The 18,172-nt window shown below is 71.3% G+C and carries 15 protein-coding genes; 6 read left to right on the forward strand and 9 right to left on the reverse strand.

Annotated elements, in window-relative coordinates:
* Window positions 1-19: 19 nt before the first annotated feature.
* From QSK22_RS12175 to QSK22_RS12200, 6 genes are all read right to left on the reverse strand, one after another.
* Window positions 20-3,733: a bifunctional glycosyltransferase/CDP-glycerol:glycerophosphate glycerophosphotransferase gene (locus QSK22_RS12175; RefSeq protein ID WP_502872300.1), complete on the reverse strand. Its 3,714-nt coding sequence runs from the start codon at window positions 3,731-3,733 to the stop codon at window positions 20-22.
* 44 nt (window positions 3,734-3,777) lie between these two features.
* Window positions 3,778-4,779 carry a LysR substrate-binding domain-containing protein gene (locus QSK22_RS12180; protein ID WP_285494206.1) on the reverse strand — a complete coding sequence of 334 codons (1,002 nt, stop codon included), beginning with the start codon at window positions 4,777-4,779 and terminating at the stop codon, window positions 3,778-3,780.
* A gap of 217 nt (window positions 4,780-4,996) precedes the next feature.
* Window positions 4,997-5,827, reverse strand: coding sequence for a helix-turn-helix transcriptional regulator (locus tag QSK22_RS12185; RefSeq protein ID WP_285494207.1), 831 nt, complete (start codon window positions 5,825-5,827; stop codon window positions 4,997-4,999).
* Between the two features lie 9 nt (window positions 5,828-5,836).
* Window positions 5,837-6,598, reverse strand: coding sequence for an SDR family oxidoreductase (locus QSK22_RS12190; protein ID WP_285494208.1), 762 nt, complete (start codon window positions 6,596-6,598; stop codon window positions 5,837-5,839).
* A 217-nt stretch (window positions 6,599-6,815) separates the two neighbouring features.
* On the reverse strand, window positions 6,816-6,947 hold the full coding sequence (locus QSK22_RS12195; RefSeq protein WP_285494209.1) for a hypothetical protein: 132 nt from the start codon (window positions 6,945-6,947) through the stop codon (window positions 6,816-6,818).
* Window positions 6,944-7,381, reverse strand: a complete 438-nt coding sequence (locus QSK22_RS12200; protein ID WP_285494357.1) for a TetR/AcrR family transcriptional regulator — start codon at window positions 7,379-7,381, stop codon at window positions 6,944-6,946. Before QSK22_RS12200 ends, QSK22_RS12195 begins: the two co-directional genes overlap by 4 nt.
* A gap of 691 nt (window positions 7,382-8,072) precedes the next feature.
* On the opposite strand from QSK22_RS12200, the gene QSK22_RS12205 reads away from it, so the two are divergent.
* The 4 genes from QSK22_RS12205 (at window position 8,073) to ahpD (ending at window position 11,088) form a co-directional block, all read left to right on the forward strand.
* Complete coding sequence (locus QSK22_RS12205; protein WP_285494210.1) at window positions 8,073-8,870, forward strand: RpnC/YadD family protein; 798 nt, start codon at window positions 8,073-8,075, stop codon at window positions 8,868-8,870.
* A 136-nt stretch (window positions 8,871-9,006) separates the two neighbouring features.
* Window positions 9,007-9,279 carry an RpnC/YadD family protein gene (locus QSK22_RS12210; protein ID WP_285494211.1) on the forward strand — a complete coding sequence of 91 codons (273 nt, stop codon included), beginning with the start codon at window positions 9,007-9,009 and terminating at the stop codon, window positions 9,277-9,279.
* Between the two features lie 597 nt (window positions 9,280-9,876).
* Entirely contained in the window at window positions 9,877-10,431 is a 555-nt protein-coding gene (locus QSK22_RS12215) for a peroxiredoxin (protein WP_285494212.1), read from the forward strand.
* A gap of 114 nt (window positions 10,432-10,545) precedes the next feature.
* Window positions 10,546-11,088, forward strand: a complete 543-nt coding sequence (gene ahpD, locus QSK22_RS12220) for an alkylhydroperoxidase, AhpD family (RefSeq protein WP_285494213.1) — start codon at window positions 10,546-10,548, stop codon at window positions 11,086-11,088.
* A gap of 79 nt (window positions 11,089-11,167) precedes the next feature.
* On the opposite strand, the gene guaA is transcribed toward ahpD, so the two are convergent.
* Window positions 11,168-12,739 carry a glutamine-hydrolyzing GMP synthase gene (gene guaA, locus QSK22_RS12225; RefSeq protein WP_285494214.1) on the reverse strand — a complete coding sequence of 524 codons (1,572 nt, stop codon included), beginning with the start codon at window positions 12,737-12,739 and terminating at the stop codon, window positions 11,168-11,170.
* A 218-nt stretch (window positions 12,740-12,957) separates the two neighbouring features.
* Between guaA and QSK22_RS12230 the strand changes: the two genes are divergently transcribed.
* Complete coding sequence (locus tag QSK22_RS12230; protein WP_285494215.1) at window positions 12,958-13,881, forward strand: zinc metalloprotease; 924 nt, start codon at window positions 12,958-12,960, stop codon at window positions 13,879-13,881.
* On the opposite strand, the gene QSK22_RS12235 is transcribed toward QSK22_RS12230, so the two are convergent.
* Together QSK22_RS12235 and QSK22_RS12240 are read right to left on the reverse strand one after the other, a co-directional pair.
* Entirely contained in the window at window positions 13,874-15,628 is a 1,755-nt protein-coding gene (locus QSK22_RS12235; RefSeq protein WP_285494216.1) for a GMC oxidoreductase, read from the reverse strand. The two genes, QSK22_RS12230 and QSK22_RS12235, sit on opposite strands and share 8 nt — an antisense overlap.
* Window positions 15,629-15,642: 14 nt before the next feature.
* Entirely contained in the window at window positions 15,643-17,226 is a 1,584-nt protein-coding gene (locus QSK22_RS12240) for a succinic semialdehyde dehydrogenase (RefSeq protein WP_285494217.1), read from the reverse strand.
* 277 nt (window positions 17,227-17,503) lie between these two features.
* Here QSK22_RS12240 and QSK22_RS12245 point away from each other — a divergent pair, with 277 nt between their 5' ends.
* Window positions 17,504-18,163, forward strand: coding sequence for a TetR/AcrR family transcriptional regulator (locus QSK22_RS12245; RefSeq protein WP_285494218.1), 660 nt, complete (start codon window positions 17,504-17,506; stop codon window positions 18,161-18,163).
* Window positions 18,164-18,172: the final 9 nt, after the last annotated feature.

Consider the following 18,172-nt stretch of genomic DNA (forward strand, 5'->3'; position numbering starts at 1 on the left):
GCGCCCGGCGGTCACCACATCAGCCGAAGACGCGGTCCACGACGCGGGCGGTGGCCTTGCCGTCGTCGAGGGGGCAGTGCCGGTCGGCGAACGACCGGTAGGCGTCGGCGTGCTCGGCGACGACGCGGTCGAGGTCGCGCAGCGCCGCGATCACCTCCTCGCCGGTGCGCAGCAGCGGGCCCGGCGCGTCCGCCTCGAAGTCGAAGTAGAAGCCGCGCAGCTCGTCGCGGTAGCTCTCCAGGTCGTAGGTGAAGAACAGCATGGGCCGTCCGGTGATGGCGAAGTCGAACATGACCGACGAGTAGTCGGTGACGAGCACGTCGGTGATCAGCAGTAGCTCCTGCATCTCCGGGTACACCGACACGTCGAACACGAAGTCGCGGCCCACCTCGGGCACCCGGTCGACGATGTTGGGGTGGCGGCGGACGAGCACGACGTACTCGTCCCCCAGCTCCTCGTGCATGCGGTGCAGGTCGAGCTTGAGCTCCAGCTTGTAGCGGCCGCGCGAGTAGTACCGGTCGTCCCGCCAGGTCGGCGCGTACAGGACCACCTTGCGGCCCTCCGGCACGCCGATCCGGCGGCGGACCGCGGCGGCGATCTCCTCGCGGCCGTCGGCGTGGAACAGGTCGTTGCGGGGGTAGCCGGTCTCCAGCACCTCGCCCTCGTAGCGGAACGCGCGCCGCAGGATCGGCGTGCACCACGGGCTCGGCGACACCAGGTAGTCCCACTGCTCCACCTCGAGCGCCAGCCGCTCGTGGTAGTCGCGGGTCGCGAACCGCACCCTCTCGATGTCGAACCCGATGCGCTTGAGCGTGGCGCCGTGCCAGGTCTGCAGGACCTTCTGGCCGGGGCGGCGGCGGAACCACGTCGGCACGTGGCTGTTGGTGACGATGTACGCCGAGCGCGCGAGGGCCTCGACGTAGTCGCGGCCGCCCCGGCGCACCGGCGTGACACCCTCGGGCAGCTCCACCTGCCCGTCCCGGACGCTCCAGAGGAACTCCAAGTCGCACTCGCGGCGCCGCAGCTCCTCCAGGATCGCCCGGGGGCTGCAGGAGTACTGGCGCCCGTAGTAGCTCTCGAAGAACACCTGCTGCCGGATCGGCTGCTCGCACAGTTCCGGGTAGACGCGTTCGGTGAGCAGGCGCTGCCCCTTGCGGCTGCGTTCCTCGGGGGGCAGGTCGCCGTCGACGCGCAGGACGGGCGTCAGCTCCCGGCTCGCGTCCAGGTGCAGGTCGCGGCCGTCGCGCGTGCGCGTCATCGGCAGCAGCGAACGCAGCCCGTTGCCGACCTGGACGGGCGCGTCGCGAGTGCCGCCGTCGTGGTCGAGCCGCACGTACAGCTGGTAACGGCCCTTGGGCAGCGGCAGCGTCCCGGCCAGGGACTCCACCCGCCACGGGTCGAACTCGGCCTCGAACCTGCCGGCGTCGTGGGTCAGCGGGAACACCCGCTCCTCGACGCGTCCCCCGGCGCGCAGGACCAGGGCGGTGGGCAGTTCGGAGCGGGCGGGCAGGTCCCCGGCGATGCGCAGCGGCCCGTCCGCCTCCCACTCCAGCACGTCCATGACCGGGCGGACGGCCCGTTCGTGGATCTCCAGATGCCCGGTCTTGGACCGGACGGCCGCGATCTCCCGGTCGCCCGCCGTGTCGTGCCGCAGCAGCCGCGACACCTCCGGCAGGATCACCGGGGTGCGGGTGCCGTCGGAGCCGACCAGCTCGACGCTCCACTGCGTGGTGTCGCCGAACGCCATCGCCTCGGGGCTGCCCGCCGGGAACCCGGGCGGCGAGGCGACGGGCGCCGCGAAGTCGCGCATCGGCAGCCGCGCGGTGAAGCCCGTCCCGTCCCGGTGGCGGGTGAGCGGGTAGCGACGCGGGGCGCAGCCCGGCCACCGGGTGGCGAGCAGGTGGCTGCCCCACAGCAGGGCGGTGGGCGCCTCGCAGGTCAGCTCCAGGACACCGTCGGCCAGCCGCATGTCACTCGCGATGACGGCGTCGTCGCCGGTGCGCAGGACGAGTTTGCCGCCCTTGACCCACTCGGGCCGCACCCACACCCCGCCCACGCGGTGCGGCTCCAGCCACCGGGCCGCCGCCGACGGCGTGCCGAGCTCCTCCCGCCGGAAGATCCCGCGGTTGTGCATCCACAGTTCGACGCGCCACGACCCGCCCTTGTCCAGCACCTTCGCCGGGTCGACGGTGATGCGGTAGCCGCTCCAGTCCGACCCGTCGTCGTCCCCGGCCCGGTCGATGGTGGTCAGCCGCAGCGGCAGGCGCTGCCCGGTGTCCTGCGACACCAGCCAGGCCAGCAGCTGCTGCTGCCAGCGCTTGCGGGGCGGCAGCCACCGCAGCCTGGCCCGGCCCTCGATGACGAGCCGGTCGCCGTTCCAGCTCACCGACTCGACCTTCTGCCGTACCCGCAGCTCCTCGTCCAGCCGGTAGACGTGGTCGGGCACCCCCACCCGGGGGTCGTTGAGGAACGGGTAGTCGCCGTAGAAGCGGACGCCGCGCCGCACCACCCCGGCCTCGGCCATCTCGCGGCTCTTCTCGAAGGTCAGCACCTCCAGCAACTCCGGCAGCATGCGGCGCTCCACCAGATGCCACTTGAGCCGCTCGAACGCCCGCAGCCCGCCGACGATCTCCGGGTCGCAGTCGCGCAGGTAGGCCCCGGCCAGGTCGAGGAACCGCTGCCGGTAGGCGTCGCCGCCCTCGTCCAGCACCTGCAGGAAGAGGCGCAGGTCGTCGGCCAGGACGACGCGGTCCCAGCGGCGCTTCTGCTCCGGCAGCCCCCGGTCGAGCAGGAACCGCCCGACCGCCCGCACCGCCTGCACGCGGTGCTCCAGCGCGTCGCCCTCGGTGCGCTTCTGGGTGATGGAGCGGTCCTCGCCGGGACGGATGCGCCACAGGTAGACGGGGCCCTCCAGGACGTCCACCGCCCCGGCCAGGTAGTGCGCGCTGACCGCGATGAGAATGTCCTCGTGCAGCACGCCCTCGGGGAACTCCAGGCCCTGGGCGTCCCAGAACGAGCGGCGCCACAGCTTGTTGGTGACCAGCCGGTCCACGAGCAGTTCCTCGTGCCGGGTGACGTGCGTCCGCTGGACGGTGTGGCGGAACGCGCGGCGGTGCATCGGCGACTGGCGCACGCCGTCGGCGTCGAAGCGGCGCACGTTTCCGGCGGCGAAGTCCGACCCGGACTCGGTCAGGCTCGCCAGCAGGTACTCCAGCGCGTACGGGGGGAGCATGTCGTCGCCGTCGACGAACCCCAGGAACTCGCCCCGCGCCGCGGCCAGCCCGGCGTTGCGCGCCGCCCCCAGCCCCTTGTTGTCCTGGGTGAGCAGGCGGAACCGGGAGTCGACGGCGGCGAATTTGGCGGCGATGCGCCCGCCGTCGTCGGTCGACCCGTCGTCGACCACGACGACCTCCAGGTCGCGGTACGTCTGCGCGGCCAGCGACCGCAGGCAGGCGTCCAGGTACGGCGCGACGTTGTAGATGGGCACCACAAGGCTGATCGTCGGAGCCAATTGCGCTCTCCCGTGCTGTACGGAGAATGACCGGGCGTGTCGAGGACTCGGACGGCGACCGGCTGAACCCGTCCCGGCAAAGCCGAGGGCGCGCACGTCGCCATGCCAACCAGCATGAACGCGCCGAGTAGCCGATAACGCCGGTATCGCGATGCCCGAACCGTCGCCTGACACAGACTTGACCCGCCCCAAACCCAACCCGCCGAGCCGCGCCCACAACACCGCCTCGCAGCCGGGCAGGGCCGAGCAGCCCCGCCGGGTTGGCGTCAGCCGGCAGCGCGGCTCGGTGTCGCCCGGCCGCGAAGTGTCTCGTCCGGGCCGTCGGGGTGGACGCGGACGGCCGTGCCCGCCTCAGTGACAGCGGTGCGCAGGGTACGGGCGAGCACCTCGAACTCGTCGCCGCGCGGGGACGTGGCGCGGTAGGCCAGCCCGATCCGCCGATAGGGGGCGGGCTCGGCGAACCGGTACAGGTTGAGGCCGGGCGCGCGGCGCGTCTCCACGGGCAGCGCCGTCTCGGGGACGAGCGTCACCCCCAGTCCGCCTGACACCAGCTGCACCAGCGTGGCCAGGCTCGTCGCGTAGGTCGCGGCGGCGGCCCGTGCGCCGACCTCACGGCACACGTCGAGCGCCTGGTCACGCAGGCAGTGCCCCTCGTTCAGCAGGATCACGTCGAGATCCTTGAGCGCGTCGGTCGGCAGCGGGTCCTCGCCGGGCACCGGCCGGGACGCGGGCGCGACCAGCACGAAGTCCTCGTCGTAGAGCGGAAGCTCCACCAGGCCCTGGACGGGTGCGGGTAGCGCGAGCAGCACCACGTCCAGGCGTCCGGCCACCAGTTCGGCGACGATGTGGTCGGTCTGCTCCTCGCGCACCGACAGTTCCAGCTCGGGGAACTCTTCGGACAGCCTGGGCAGCACCACGGGCAGCAGGTAGGGCGCGACGGTGGGGATCACGCCGACGCGCAGCGGCCCGACCAGGGGGCCTCGGACCGCGTGCACCTCCTCCACGAGCCGGTCGAGCTCGGCCAGCACCAGCTCGGCCCGGCGCGCCACCCGCTCGCCGGCCGGGGTCAGCAGCACCCGGCGCGTGGTGCGCTCCACAAGCCGTGTACGGAGAGTGTCCTCCAGCGCCGCCACGGCCCCGGAAAGCGCGGGCTGGCTCATCCGCAGAGCCGCCGCCGCATCCCGGAAGTGCAGGTGCTCGGCGAGCGCCAGAAACGCCCTGAGCTGGGCGATCGTCGGCCTGCTGATGGTGGTCTCCTGTGGGGTCACGAGAGAGGGGACGGTATGAGCTTACCCGTCACCCTGCGTGACCTCTGTCACATTCGGGCCCTCAGGAAACAGCAGTACCGCTGCCCGAAACCTGCGCCGAGTGAAAGCAATCAGTTATCACGGCAATAAGGAGCGGCGATCCTCACGGCAGAAAAGGACAGCCCGGACTCACGGACGCCGTCACGATCGCCGGCAGTGCGGTCGAGCCGAAAGGACGTCAGCCGCCGTCCTTCGAGCCGGCGAGAGAGGCGAGGAGGGCGAGTTTGTCCGCGCTCTCGCTGCCCGCGTCGGCGTAGTAGAGCACAAGGAGGAGCCCCTCGACGGGGAGCTTGTCGCGATGCAGCCGCAGCTCGCCGACGATCGGGTGCACCACGGTCGTCGTGCCGCCTTCGAGCCTCCGCACGTCATGGCGCGACCACAGCTCCCGGAAGCGCCCGCTGGCCAGCGACAGCTCGCCGACGAGCTCCACGAAGCGGGGGTCGTCGGCATGGGCTCCGGCCTGCTCGCGGAACGCGGCGACGAGTTCGGCCGCCGAGGTGGCCCAGTCCTTCTGGAACGCCTGCTCCTCGGGGGCCAACAGCAGCGAACGCAACCGGTTCTGCCCCGGCCGCAGCCGCGGCGAGAGCGCGGTCGCGAGCTCGTTGGCGGCCAGGACGTCGAAAGTGCGTCCCTCGACGAACGCTGGCACGCCGACCGCGGCCAGCAGGTGGTGCAGCCGCGCGGGGACCCGTTCCGGCGGCGGGCGGCGCCTCCGCGTCCGCGTCGGGGGCGCGGCGAGATCGAACAGGTAGCCGCGCTCGGTCTCGTCGAGCCGCAGCACCCGCGCCAGCGCGTCGAGCACCTGGGGCGAGGGATGGGTGTCCCGGCCGCGTTCGAGGCGCAGGTAGTAATCGGCGCTGATGCCGGCCAGCATCGCGACCTCCTCGCGACGCAGGCCGGGCACACGGCGCCGTCCGCCTGCCGGGATGCCCGCCTGCTCCGGAGAAACCAGGGCCCGCCGCGCCTTCAGGTAGGCGCCGAGCCGGTTCCTCTGTGCTTCCTCGGGCATCTGGGCACCTCAGTCTCGAGTGCGGCCGGGCAGCGTGGCGAGGGCCTGCGAACGCTGCGCAACGAGCTCATCGTAGGTGCCGTCGCGCTCGGCCCATCGGTGCGTGAGAACGCGCTGCACGAGGATCTCGCGGGGCGTGGGGTCCTGCGCGAGCAGTTCCATGACCTCCGCCCCGTAGGCGTCCACGGGGAGCGCGTTCGGGTTGCCGCTCCCGATGCTCGTCGCGACCGCCGGCGGCACCAGTTCGGCGACCTCGACGCCGGTGCCCGCGAGCTGTGCGCGCAGGGCCTCGCTGTAGGCGTGCACCGCCGCTTTCGACGCGCCGTACGTCGGCATCAGCGGGAACGGGAGGAAGGCGATTCCGGAGCTGACCGTGATGATCGTGCCGGCGCCGCGGGCGAGCAGATGCGGAGTGAAGGCGTCGATGACGCGGATGGTGCCGAGCAGATTGACGTCGATGATGTTCTGGGCGGTGGCGAAGTGCGCCGGGTCCCGCAAATCCTCCGGCGCCGTGGTCCCCGCCATCGTGACGACGGTGTCGAGTTCGGGATGCTCCTTCAACACGTCGTCGCGGGCTCGGGCCACCGAATCGGCGTCGGTGACGTCGATCTCGACCGCGCCGAGCCCCTCGGCGGCGAGCTGGGCCAGCACCTCGGTGTTACGGCCGCCGACGACCACGGTGCTGCCCGCCGCACGGAACCGGCGCGCCAGTTCCAGGCCGATCCCCGAACTCCCACCGACCATGAATACGGAACGCGTGGCGATGTCCATGCCTCCGACGCTAGGACGACCGTGCGTCGCCATGGGAGGTCCTCTCAGGCCCCCGGCTCGCGGCTCCCTCCGGTGATCCGGCATCGGTCTTGAGACTTTTCCGGCCGCGTCCCCTTCTCCATCGCCCCCTCCGCTTCAGAGGGGCCCTCGCCGCCCTGCCCGGGTCAGGCCACCGCCGCCGTCGAGGTCCGGCGCCCGTGAGCTCGGCCGGGCCGTGTCATCGATCGGCGCGAAGCCCGGCGAGATGAATGCGGATGAAGCGGCGCCATGCGGCTTCGTCTCCGTCCGGCGAGGCCGCGACCACTCCTCGTATGGCGATGATGAGCGCTTTGATGTCCTCACCGGTCACGTCCGGCGCGAGGTAGCCGACGGCGAGTTCAGGGTGAGCCGCCGGATTCTGTCCGCCGTCGCGTCCACCTCGTCGCTGGAAACCCGATCGGCCAGTGCGGCCGCGTAACGGCGCTTCTCCGCGTTGAAGGCGAACACGAAATCGAGGAACCGTTCGAGCCCGGCGCCGGGGTCCGAGTCCGCGAGCGCGGCCGCGGCGGCTTGGTCGATCTCCTCGGTGAGAAGTCGCGCTATGGCGTCGAGGAAAGCGTCCTTGCTCGCGAACCGCCGGTAGATCGTGCCGACGCCCAGGGCGGCACGGGCCGCGATGGACTCCATGCTCGCCTGCGGTCCCTGCTCGGCGAAGACCTCGCGGGCCGCGTTGATGACGATCGCGTCGTTGCGCAGCGCGTCCCGGCACGGAGGCGTATCCGAGGAGTTCCGCCGTGGAGCCATCGCCGTCAATGCACTCAGATGAATCTACATTTATTTTCATATAGTGGACATGTATTCCGCTTTGTAGGGTTGGACCGTCCATTGCGATCCCGGTTGTGAGCGCCGATCGGAGCTAGTGGACAGGAGACGGCGCCAAATGCCGGTGTCGGTTGGCGGCGAAGCCGAAGAGCAGCGGTGACCCGTGAACGGTTGGTGCCGCTGCGCCGCGAGCCTGGCCCCCCGAGACGCTCTCCAAGGGCGGGCCGGACCGGCACCTGGAGTCGCCGACACACCACCGAGGACATCGGATTCACGTGACCAACGGCGTAGGGAACCCCTGACGCCCGCAAAGCTGCGGCAGCGCCGACACACCCCGCGGAACCGGCCCCGGAGCGGTGCTCCATCCCGCCGAGCCGCAAGTGGCCCACCGGCGCGAACACACGCCACCGTCGGCCTGATCCACGACGTTCATGGGCCCTGTCGATCGGTTGGGTCTGCGTTACCGGGGGCGCCGCGTCCATCAGCGCACCATGGTGTGGAACCTTTGACCTGCGCTGGGTGGACAAAACGCATCTTCTACCGCATACCGCGGTTTGCTCTGAGTAGCCAGATGAATGCGTATAGTGTCCCAGGCATGCCAAGTCAGGCCCACGACATACCGGCCGAGCTGTTCCGATGGTCCCCCCGGATCGCCGGACACCTCCTGACCGAAATGGGAATAAAGATCTCCGAGATCCACGACGCCTCGGAGGTCTCCGAATCATGCACCGACCACAAGACCAGCGAATACATGGCCGACGCCGCCGTCCTGCTCAAAACCCAGGACGGCCCCTGGGGCGTGGTCGTCGAGGTGCAGCGCAACGACAGACTCCACGACAAGCAGTACACCTGGCCGCTGTACCTGGCCACACTCCGCGCCCGCCACGAATGCCCCGCCACCCTCCTGGTGATCGCCCCCCAACCCGCGGTCGCCCGGGCATGCGCGGCCACCATCGAGACCGGCCACCCCGGATACGACCTCACCCCCCTGGTGCTGCGCCCCGAACACGTCCCGGTGATGACCGACCCCGACGCCATCGCCGCCGAACCGGCCATGGGCGTGCTGTCGGCGATGTTCCACGCCGGCCCCGACGACACCCTGGACGCCATCGTCCACGCACACGACAAGATCGCGGAAAAGGACCGAGCGGTCGCCCGCCGTTACCATGACTGGGTGAGCGCGCTGATCCCCGAGGCGGTCCGCAAGTCGCTGGAGGAGAAGATGAAGACCGAGTCCCGCTGGTACAGCGAAACCGCCCAAGCCTGGATCGCCGAAGGCAAGGCCCAAGGAATCGCCGAGGGGGAAGCCGTAGGGGAAGCCAAGAGCGTGCTGCTGATCCTGGAGGCCCGCGGCATCACGGTGACGGACGAGCAGCGGCAGCGGGTCCTCACATGCACGGACCTCCAGCAACTGGAGACATGGGTCCGCCGAGCCGCCACGATCTCCTCAGCCGACGAACTGTTCAACTGACACGACAGACACAAACGTCCAACACGGCCTGAGCCGCGAGGCTCAGGCCGCTGGCGTCCCCGGCATGGGCGAGCAGGCGTCGTCGCGGTGCAGTCGACGACATGCTCAGACGTCCGGAAAGACCCTGAGGGAGAAGATGAGGACCGAGTCCCGCTGGTACAGCGAAACCGCCCGAGCCTGGATCGCCGAAGGCAAGGCCCAAGGAATCGCCGAAGGCAAGGCCCAAGGAATCGCCGAGGGGGAAGCCGTAGGGGAAGCCAAGAGCGTGCTGCTGATCCTGGAGGCCCGCGGCATCACGGTGACGGACGAGCAGCGGCAGCGGGTCCTCACATGCACGGACCTCCAGCAACTGGAGACATGGGTCCGCCGAGCCGCCACGATCTCCTCAGCCGACGAACTGTTCAACTGACACAACGAGCACGAACATCCAGCACGGCCTGAGCTGCATAGCTCAGGCCGCTGGCGTGCCCGGAGCGGGCGAGCGGGTGGCGCAACGGCCGGCTCGGCAAGGAGCGCGAGGTGGCTGGGAACAGCCTCGGGGAGTAAATGAGGGCCGAGCGTCGCTGGTACAGCGAAGACGCCCGAGCCTGCCGCGACACGTAACCGTCTCAGGGAGGTCAATTCCGGGGTTTCGGGTGATGGTGGGTTATTGTCCGGCTTCACGTTATACGTCGGGATGGCCGGATTGTTTCAGGTATGTTCTCCACTAAACTTCGCGTTACGGTTCGGTGGTGACACGGTGGCGGCCGCGTGTGATCTCGGTCATGCTTTCGCCAGGACAGTGTCGACCCCAAGCCACTGAAAGGTCCTTCTATCAGGGCTTCCGTCCATTGATAGGCGACTCTTATCGCGGCAGCATGGCGGGCTGATTTCTCTTTCCCGGCGCCCCTGGGGCACGCTAAGTGACACGCGCCCCCGAGTGAGCACCAGCCTCGGCGGCGCGTTCACAGTACCCGCCCCGTCGTCTCACACGGGGCGCTGGACCCGCGCAACCAAAGGAGCATGCGTGCTTACTGTCGGTGACCAGTTCCCTGAGTACGAGCTGACCGCCTGCGTCTCGCTGGACCCTGAGAACGCCTTCGAGACGATCAACCACAAGTCGTACGAGGGCAAGTGGCGCGTGGTGTTCTTCTGGCCGAAGGACTTCACCTTCGTCTGTCCGACCGAGATCGCCGAGTTCGGCCGGCTGAACGGGGAGTTCGCCGACCGCGACGCCCAGGTGCTGGGCGCCTCGGTGGACAACGAGTACGTCCACTTCGCCTGGCGCAAGGACCACCCGGACCTGCGCGAGCTGCCCTTCCCGATGATGTCGGACGTCAAGCGCGAGCTGTGCACCGCGCTCGGCATCCTCACCGACGAGGGCGTGGCGCAGCGCGCCACCTTCATCGTCGACCCCAACAACGAGATCCAGTTCGCGATGGTCACCGCGGGCTCGGTCGGCCGCAACGTCAAGGAGGTCCTGCGGGTCCTCGACGCCCTGCAGTCCGACGAGCTGTGCCCCTGCAACTGGAACAAGGGCGAGGAGACCCTGGACGCCAAGAAGCTGATGGCGGGCGTCTGAGCGCCTCCCCCGTCGGCCGGGGGGCGGCGTCCCCCCGCGTGAAGACACGCCACACCGGGCGGCCGGGACGCGGCACCGCGCCCCGGCCGCCCGCTTGATCGAAAGGCACCCCTTGTGAGCATCGACGCGCTGAAGAACGCTCTTCCTGCCTACGCCAAGGACACCAAGCTGAACCTGGGCTCGGTGACGTCCACCTCCCAGCTGACCGAGCAGCAGCTGTGGGGCACCGTGCTGGCCTGCGCCCTGGCCACCCGCAGCTCCCGGGTCATCACCGAGGTGGCCGAGGAGGCGGCCGACTACCTGTCGGCCGAGGCGTTCGAGGCGGCCAAGGGCGCCGCCTCGATCATGGCCATGAACAACGTCTACTACCGCGCCACCCACCTGATCGGCGACGAGACCTACGCCACGCTGCCCGCCAAGCTGCGGATGTCGATCATCGGCAAGCCGGGCGTGGAGAAGGCCGACTTCGAGCTGTGGTGCCTGGCCGTGTCGGCGATCAACGGCTGCGGCCGCTGCCTGGAGTCGCACGAGAAGGTGCTGCGCGAAAGCGGCCTGTCCCGCGAGCTGATCCAGGAGGCGCTGCGCATCGCCGCCGTGGTGAACGCGACCGCCGCCACCCTGGACGCCGAGGCCGCCCTCTCCCCCGCCGCCGTCTGACACGGCGTCCGGCGACGCGAAAGGCCCGGGTGCGCACACCCGGGCCTTTCGCATGTCCCGGCGGATGCGGGCTCAGCGGTCACTCCCACTCGATGGTGCCGGGGGGCTTGCTGGTGATGTCGAGGGTGACGCGGTTGATCTCGCGGACCTCGTTGGTGATGCGGGTGGAGATCTTCTGCAGGACGTCGTAGGGCAGCCGCGCCCAATCGGCGGTCATGGCGTCCTCGCTGGTGACCGGGCGCAGGACGACCGGGTGCCCGTACGTGCGGCCGTCGCCCTGCACGCCCACCGAGCGGACGTCGGCGAGCAGCACCACGGGGAACTGCCAGATGTCGCGGTCGAGCCCCGCCCGGGACAGCTCCTCGCGGGCGATCGCGTCGGCCTCGCGCAGGATGTCCAGGCGCTCCCGGGTGACCTCGCCGATCACGCGGATGGCCAGGCCGGGGCCGGGGAACGGGTGCCGCCAGACGATCTCGGCGGGCAGGTCGAGCTGCTCGCCCAGCGCGCGCACCTCGTCCTTGAACAGGGTGCGCAGCGGCTCGACCAGGGTGAAGCGCAGATCGTCGGGCAGGCCGCCGACGTTGTGGTGCGACTTGATGTTGGCCGCGCCGGTGCCGCCGCCCGACTCCACCACGTCCGGGTAGAGGGTGCCCTGCACGAGGAACTCGACCGGGTCGGAGTCGGCGTGGCCCTCGACGATCTGCCGGGCCGCCTCCTCGAACACCCGGATGAACTCACGGCCGATGATCTTGCGCTTCTGCTCGGGGTCGGCGACCCCGGCGAGCGCGGCCAGGAACCGGTCCTGGGCGTCCACCACGTGCAGGTTCACCCCGGTGGCGGCGACGAAGTCCTTTTCGACCTGCTCGGCCTCGCCCTTGCGCAGCAGCCCGTGGTCGACGAACACGCAGGTGAGCCGGTCGCCGATGGCGCGCTGGACGAGGGCGGCGGCGACCGCCGAGTCCACGCCGCCCGACAGGGCGCACAGTGCGCGCCGGGAGCCGACCTGCGCGCGGATCTGCTCGACGGCCTCGTCGGCGATGTTGGCCATCGTCCAGTTGGGCCGGCAGCCCGCCGCCTCGTACAGGAAGCGGCGCAGCACGTCCATGCCGTGCGCGGTGTGCAGCACCTCGGGGTGGAACTGCACCCCGTACAGGCCGCGTTCGCGGTCCTCCATGCCCGCCACCGGCGTGACGTCGGTGCGGGCGGTGACGGTGAAGCCGTCGGGGGCGCGGCTGACGAAGTCGCGGTGCGACATCCAGACGGCCTGCTCGTGCGGCAGCCCCTCGAACAGCACGCCGGGGTGCGTGACGGTCACCGTGGCGCCGCCGTACTCGGCGACGTCGGAGTTCTCCACCGTTCCGCCGAGCGCCTGCGCCATCACCTGGTGGCCGTAGCAGATGCCCAGGGTCGGCACGCCGATGCCGAACAGGCCGTCGGGCGCGACCGGCGCGCCCGCCTCGTACACCGACGCGGGGCCGCCGGACAGGATGATCGCCTTGGGGTTGCGGGCGAGCATCTCCGCCGCGGGCATGGTCGACGGGACGATCTCGCTGAAGACATGGCACTCGCGCACCCGCCGCGCGATCAGCTGGGCGTACTGCGCGCCGAAGTCGACGACGAGAACGGTGTCAAAGGACTGGTCTGCGGCCACCAGGGCGCCTTTCGCGATGAGGTGGGGGCGGGCCCCTTCAGTTTAGAGGCCCCTGCCTGCGCCGATGCCCGCCCCGTCCGTCCCCCGGCCCGCGCACCGCGACCGGCCGATAAGCGCGGGCGTCCGGTTCTTGCGGATAACGCCATCCGCAAGCCCGATCACTGGTACCTGTAGGTGACGATCCGACTTCTCTTCGTGTCTTCGCCGTAAGGAGTGGTGTGAAGCTCCTCGCCGTCGCCGCGCTGGCCGCCGCGGCCATACCCCCCGTGTCCCCCGCCCCTTCTCCCCCGCGCCCGCCGGCGAGCGACTGCGGCGTCTCCGCGGCCCGCGTCCGCACCGCCGATCCGCGCGTGCGGGAGCGCAACGAGATGACGCCCGCCGAGGTCAGCGCGGTGGAACGCGACCTCGCCGCCCGGTTCTCGCGGCTGCGCAGCGCCCGAGAGGGCGAGCGGCGCGCCCTGCCGGGGCGCATCAAGGTGCCGGTCTACTTCCACGTCCTGCACGACGGGACGCGCGGCGACGTGCCGACCGGGCTGATCCGGCGGCAGATCGCTGCGATGAACACCGCCTACGGGGGCGGGTACGGCGGCGCCGACACCGGGGTGCGCTTCGAGCTGGTGCAGGTGACCCGCACCGACAACGCCGCCTGGTACTCCCAGCCCGAGACGTACGAGATGAAGTACAAGAAGCTGCTGCGGCGCGGCGGCGCGGGCACCCTGAACCTCTACAGCGCCGACACCGGCCGGGAGATGCTGGGCTGGTCCACCTTCCCGTGGAAGTACCGGTCCGAGCCGGCCCGCGACGGCGTGGTGATCAACCCCGACAGCATGCCGGGCGGCCCGATCGACCACTTCGACCGGGGGTTCACCGCCGTTCACGAGACCGGCCACTGGCTCGGCCTGTACCACACCTTCCAGGACGGCTGCGGCGGCGAGGGCGACCGCGTCGACGACACCCCGCCCGAGCGCGACCCCTCCTACCAGTGCCCGACGGGCAAGGACACCTGCGCCGGCGACGGGCCCGACCCCGTCCACAACTTCATGAACTACTCGTGGGACACCTGCATGCGGGAGTTCACCCGCGGCCAGGGGGCCCGCATCCGCCAGGTCTGGCCCGCCTACCGCGCCGAGTCCGCTACCTGACGTCGGCTATGGGCAGGCGCAGGGCGGCCGGGGCGTGCGCGGGCACGACCGGGTTCTTCGGCGCCACCGGGGTGACGCGCCGGTAGGGGGCGCCCAGGTCGGGGCGCGGGTCGGGGGCTCCCTTGTTCGGCCACATCGCCATGGCGCGTTCCGCCTGGGCGGTGATGGTGAGGGACGGGTTGACGCCCAGGTTGGCGGAGACGGCCGACCCGTCCACCACGTGCAGGCCCGGATGGCCGTAGACGCGGTGGTAGGGGTCGATCACTCCGGTCTCGGGCGAGTCGCCGATCACGCAGCCGCCGAGGAAGTGCGCGGTCAGCGGGATGTCGAACAGGTCGCCCCAGGCGCCGCCGGGCAGGCCGTCGATCTCCTCGGCGATCAGGCGGGTGGCCTCGTGCCCGGCGGGAATCCAGGTCGGGTTGGGTTCGCCGTGGCCGCGGCGGGCCCGCACGTCCCAGCCGAACGGGCCCTTCTTGGGGACGAGGGTGATGGAGTTGTCGCGGTTCTGCATGACCAGCGCGATGACCGTGCGCTCCGACCAGTGCCGGACGTCGAACAGCTGCACCAGGTCCCGCGGGCGGCGGGCCACCTCGCGCAGGAACTTGGCCCAGCGCGGCCGGTGCGGTTCGCCGGGCCGGTCGCCGTCCACCAGCAGCGTCTGCAGCAGCGCCAGCAGGTTGGAGCCCTTGCCGTAGCGGACGGGCTCGATGTGGGTGTCGGGCGCCGGGTGGAACGACGAGGTGATCGCCACGCCTTTGGAGAAGTCGGGCCCGGGACGGCCGTTGCGGCGTCCGGCCCCCAGGATGGCCTCGGAGTTGGTGCGGGTCAGCGCGCCGAGCCGGTCGGACAGCCGCGGCAGCCGCCCGGTGGCCTTCATCTTGTGCAGCAGCTTCTGCGTGCCGTAGGTGCCGGCGGCGAAGATGACGTGCTCGGCGGTGAGGATCTTGCGGTTGCGGCCGAACGAGCCGGTGCGGACGATCTCCACCTCGTAGCCGCCGCCGGGCAGCGGCTCGACCCGGGTGGCGCGGCTGAGCGGCATGATCCGGGCCCCGGCGCGTTCGGCCAGGTAGAGGTAGTTCTCGGTGAGCATGTTCTTGGCGCCGTGACGGCAGCCGACCATGCACTCGCCGCATTCGGTGCAGCCGCGGCGGCGCGGACCGGCGCCGCCGAAGTACGGGTCGTCGCTGGGCACGCCCGGCCCGGCGCCGAAGTGGACGCCGACGGGCGTCTGCACGAAGGTGTCGCCCTTGCCCATCCGCTCGGCCACCTTTTTGATCACCTTGTCGGCGGCGGTGACGGTCCGGTAGCGGACGGCGCCCAGCATGCGCTGCGCCTGGTCGTAGTAGGGGGCGAGTTCGTCCTGCCAGTCGGTGATGTGGGCCCACTGGCGGTCCTGGAAGAAGGAGGCGGGCGGGACGTAGAGGGTGTTGGCGTAGTTGAGGGAGCCGCCGCCGACGCCCGCCCCGGCCAGCACCATGACGCGGCTGCCCTTGGCCCCGCGGATCAGGTGGATGCGCTGCAGGCCGGTCAGCCCGAGCGCGGGCGCCCACAGGTAGCGGGAGATCCGCCAGTTGGTGCGGGGCAGGCCGGGATGGCGGTTCCCCGCCTCCCCGGCCGCCGCGGGGCCGGTGTCGAAGCGGCGGCCCGCCTCGATCACGCCGACCCTGTAGCCCTTCTCGGTGAGCCGCAGCGCCGAGACGCTGCCGCCGAAGCCCGAGCCGATCACCAAGACGTCGTAGTCGTGCATGCCGGACGTCCCCCTCACCTGATCCGCAGCCGCTTCATCAGGGCGACGCCATTGGACATCAGGTCGGCGAAGCGCTCGTAGCCGATGCCGCCGGGGGGTTCGAGGTCCATGAAGTGCTGGCTGGCGATCGTCTGCGCCTCGGTGAACTTCAGCAGGCCCTCGGCGCCGTGGCGGCGGCCCAGGCCCGACTGCTTGAAGCCGCCCATGGGGGCGTCGTGCGAGGCGTAGGCGGCGCCGAAGCCGTCGTTGATGTTGACGGTGCCCGCCTCGATCCGCGCGGCGACGCGGCGGCCGTGCGCCACGTTCCGCGTCCACACCGAGGCGTTGAGGCCGTAGGCGGTGTCGTTGGCGCGGGCGACGGCCTCGTCCTCGTCGGCGACCTTGTAGACCGCCACGACCGGGCCGAACGTCTCGGCGGCGCACAGGTCCATTTCTTCGGTGACGTCGGTGAGGACGGTCGGCTCGTAGAACAGCGGGCCGAGGTCGGGACGGGCGCGGCCCCCGGCGAGCACGGTGGCGCCCTTGGCGACGGCCTGCTCGACGTGCCGGGTGACCGCCTCCAGCTGGCGCGGGTAGGTGAGCGAGCCCATGTCGGCGGAGAAGTCCAGGCCGGAGCCCAGCCGCATGCCCTTGACCAGTTCGACGAAGCGCGGCACGAACCGGTCGTAGACGTCCTGGTGGACGTACATGCGCTCGATGGAGATGCACAACTGGCCGGCGTTGGTGAAGCAGGCCCGGACGGCGCCGCGGGCGGTGCGCTCCACGTCGGCGTCGGCCAGCACGATCATGGGGTTCTTGCCGCCGAGTTCCAGGGAGTAGCCGACCAGGCGGGGCGCGACCTTCTCGGCGATGGCCCGGCCGCCGCGGGTGGAGCCGGTGAACGACACGTAGTCGGCGCCCTCCAGCAGCGGGTCGCCGATCTCGGCGGGGTCGCCGACGACGATCTGCCACAGGTCGCCCGGCAGGCCGAGCGACACCAGCAGGTCCCGGATCCACAGGCTGGACAGGCAGGTCTGGGTGTCCGGCTTGTGCACGACGGCGTTGCCGGCCATCAGGGCGGGCGCGATGTCGCCGGCGCCGAGCGCGAACGGGTAGTTCCAGGGCGCGATCAGCGCGACGACGCCCTTGGGGTGGCGCAGTTCCCGGACGCGGGTCAGCCCCGGCAGCATGCCCTTGCGGCGCTGCGGGCGCAGCAGCCGGGGCGCGCGGCGCGCGTAGTACAGCGTGCACATCGCGACGTCGAGGAACTCCTCCAGCGCGTGCCGCCGGGCCTTGCCGGTCTCCAGCTGGATGATGTCGAGGATCTCGTCGCGGCGCTCGACCAGGGCGTCGGTCAGCCGCAGGAACGGCCGGACGCGCTCGGCGACGGGCAGCCGGGCCCAGGCGCGCTGCGCCCGGCGCGCACGCTCGAAGGCGGCGCGCACGTCGTCGGAGCCGGACTGCGGGACTTCGGCCAGCGTCGCTCCGGTGAACGGCGTGGGGACGGCGGCCGTGGGAGCGTCGTCCGCGGCGGTGACGCGGGACGTCAGCCGCTCGATCAGGGTGGGGGCGAGGGTGTGCTCCGCCGCGCCTTCGGCGGGGACGGTCCGGGGTGCCATGGCACAGCAGCGTATGACCCCCCGGCCATATTTGACTACCCGTCAGTAAGACCAACTCCTGTCCGGCTTCCGCCGCCCCCGCCGCGACCTGGACGGACGCGGATGCGACGGGACGGCGACGCAGCGCGGCGAACCGACCACATCAGGCAATCTCCGGATTGACCATGACGCGCCGGTGTATTCCCCATGGCGGGAAGAGTGGCCAGGCATCGCCCGCGTCCGCGCGCACCCGCGCGTCGGGCGGCCCCGCCGGGGCGTGCCGCGACGGAGGGGACCAATGATGATCGACACTGCCTTCGGCCCGCCCGGCGAGGACGAGACCGACGGCGGCGGCACGGCGCCCCCCGGCGGCGCGTCCCGGCGGTACACGCGCGAGCAGACCCGGGCGGCGCTGCTGGACGCCGCGCAGCGGCTGTGGGCGCAACGCGGTGTCCACAACGCGTCCCTGGACGAGGTGGCGGCGGCGGCCGGGCTCACCAAGGGCGCGGTGTACTCCAACTTCGCCGGCAAGTCCGACCTGCTGCTGACCCTGCTGGAGCGCTACACCGCCGAGGGGTTCGGCGTCGAGGTGCACGCGGAGCTGTGCGACACCGGCCGCCCCGCCGGGGAGCGGTTCGAGCGGGCCGGGCGGGCGTACGCGCGGCGGCTCTCCGGCGACCAGGCCCGCATGCTGGCCCTGCTGCTGGTGGAGTTCTGGCTGTACGGCATGCGCGACTTCGCGGCGGGCTGGCGCGTCGCCGAGTGGTACGCCGCGCGCCGCGCGCGCCTGGCCGCGCACCTGGACGAGGTCGAGGGCATCACCCCCGACGACCGCGCGGCGCTGGCCGTGGCGCTGGACGCCGGGCTCGCCCTGCAGCACCTGCTGGACCCGGAACGGGTGCCCGCCGAGCTGTACGCGACGGGCATGCGGCTGCTGCTCGGCCCCGCCCTGAGCTGACCGGCGGCC

The sequence above is a fragment of the Actinomadura sp. NBRC 104425 genome, from assembly GCF_030269545.1.
Taxonomy (GTDB): Bacteria; Actinomycetota; Actinomycetes; order Streptosporangiales; family Streptosporangiaceae; genus Spirillospora; species Spirillospora keratinilytica.

Excerpts from the sequence above, each read along its gene's own strand:
- QSK22_RS12240 (WP_285494217.1), bottom strand. The coding sequence starts at position 17,226 with ATGGCACCCCGGACCGTCCCCGCCGAAGGCGCGGCGGAGCACACCCTC.
- QSK22_RS12210 (WP_285494211.1), top strand. The coding sequence starts at position 9,007 with ATGAGGACCGAGTCCCGCTGGTACAGCGAAACCGCCCGAGCCTGGATC.
- QSK22_RS12245 (WP_285494218.1), top strand. The coding sequence starts at position 17,504 with ATGATGATCGACACTGCCTTCGGCCCGCCCGGCGAGGACGAGACCGAC.
- QSK22_RS12235 (WP_285494216.1), bottom strand. The coding sequence starts at position 15,628 with ATGCACGACTACGACGTCTTGGTGATCGGCTCGGGCTTCGGCGGCAGC.
- QSK22_RS12205 (WP_285494210.1), top strand. The coding sequence starts at position 8,073 with ATGGGAATAAAGATCTCCGAGATCCACGACGCCTCGGAGGTCTCCGAA.
- QSK22_RS12200 (WP_285494357.1), bottom strand. The coding sequence starts at position 7,381 with ATGGCTCCACGGCGGAACTCCTCGGATACGCCTCCGTGCCGGGACGCG.
- QSK22_RS12185 (WP_285494207.1), bottom strand. The coding sequence starts at position 5,827 with ATGCCCGAGGAAGCACAGAGGAACCGGCTCGGCGCCTACCTGAAGGCG.
- QSK22_RS12190 (WP_285494208.1), bottom strand. The coding sequence starts at position 6,598 with ATGGACATCGCCACGCGTTCCGTATTCATGGTCGGTGGGAGTTCGGGG.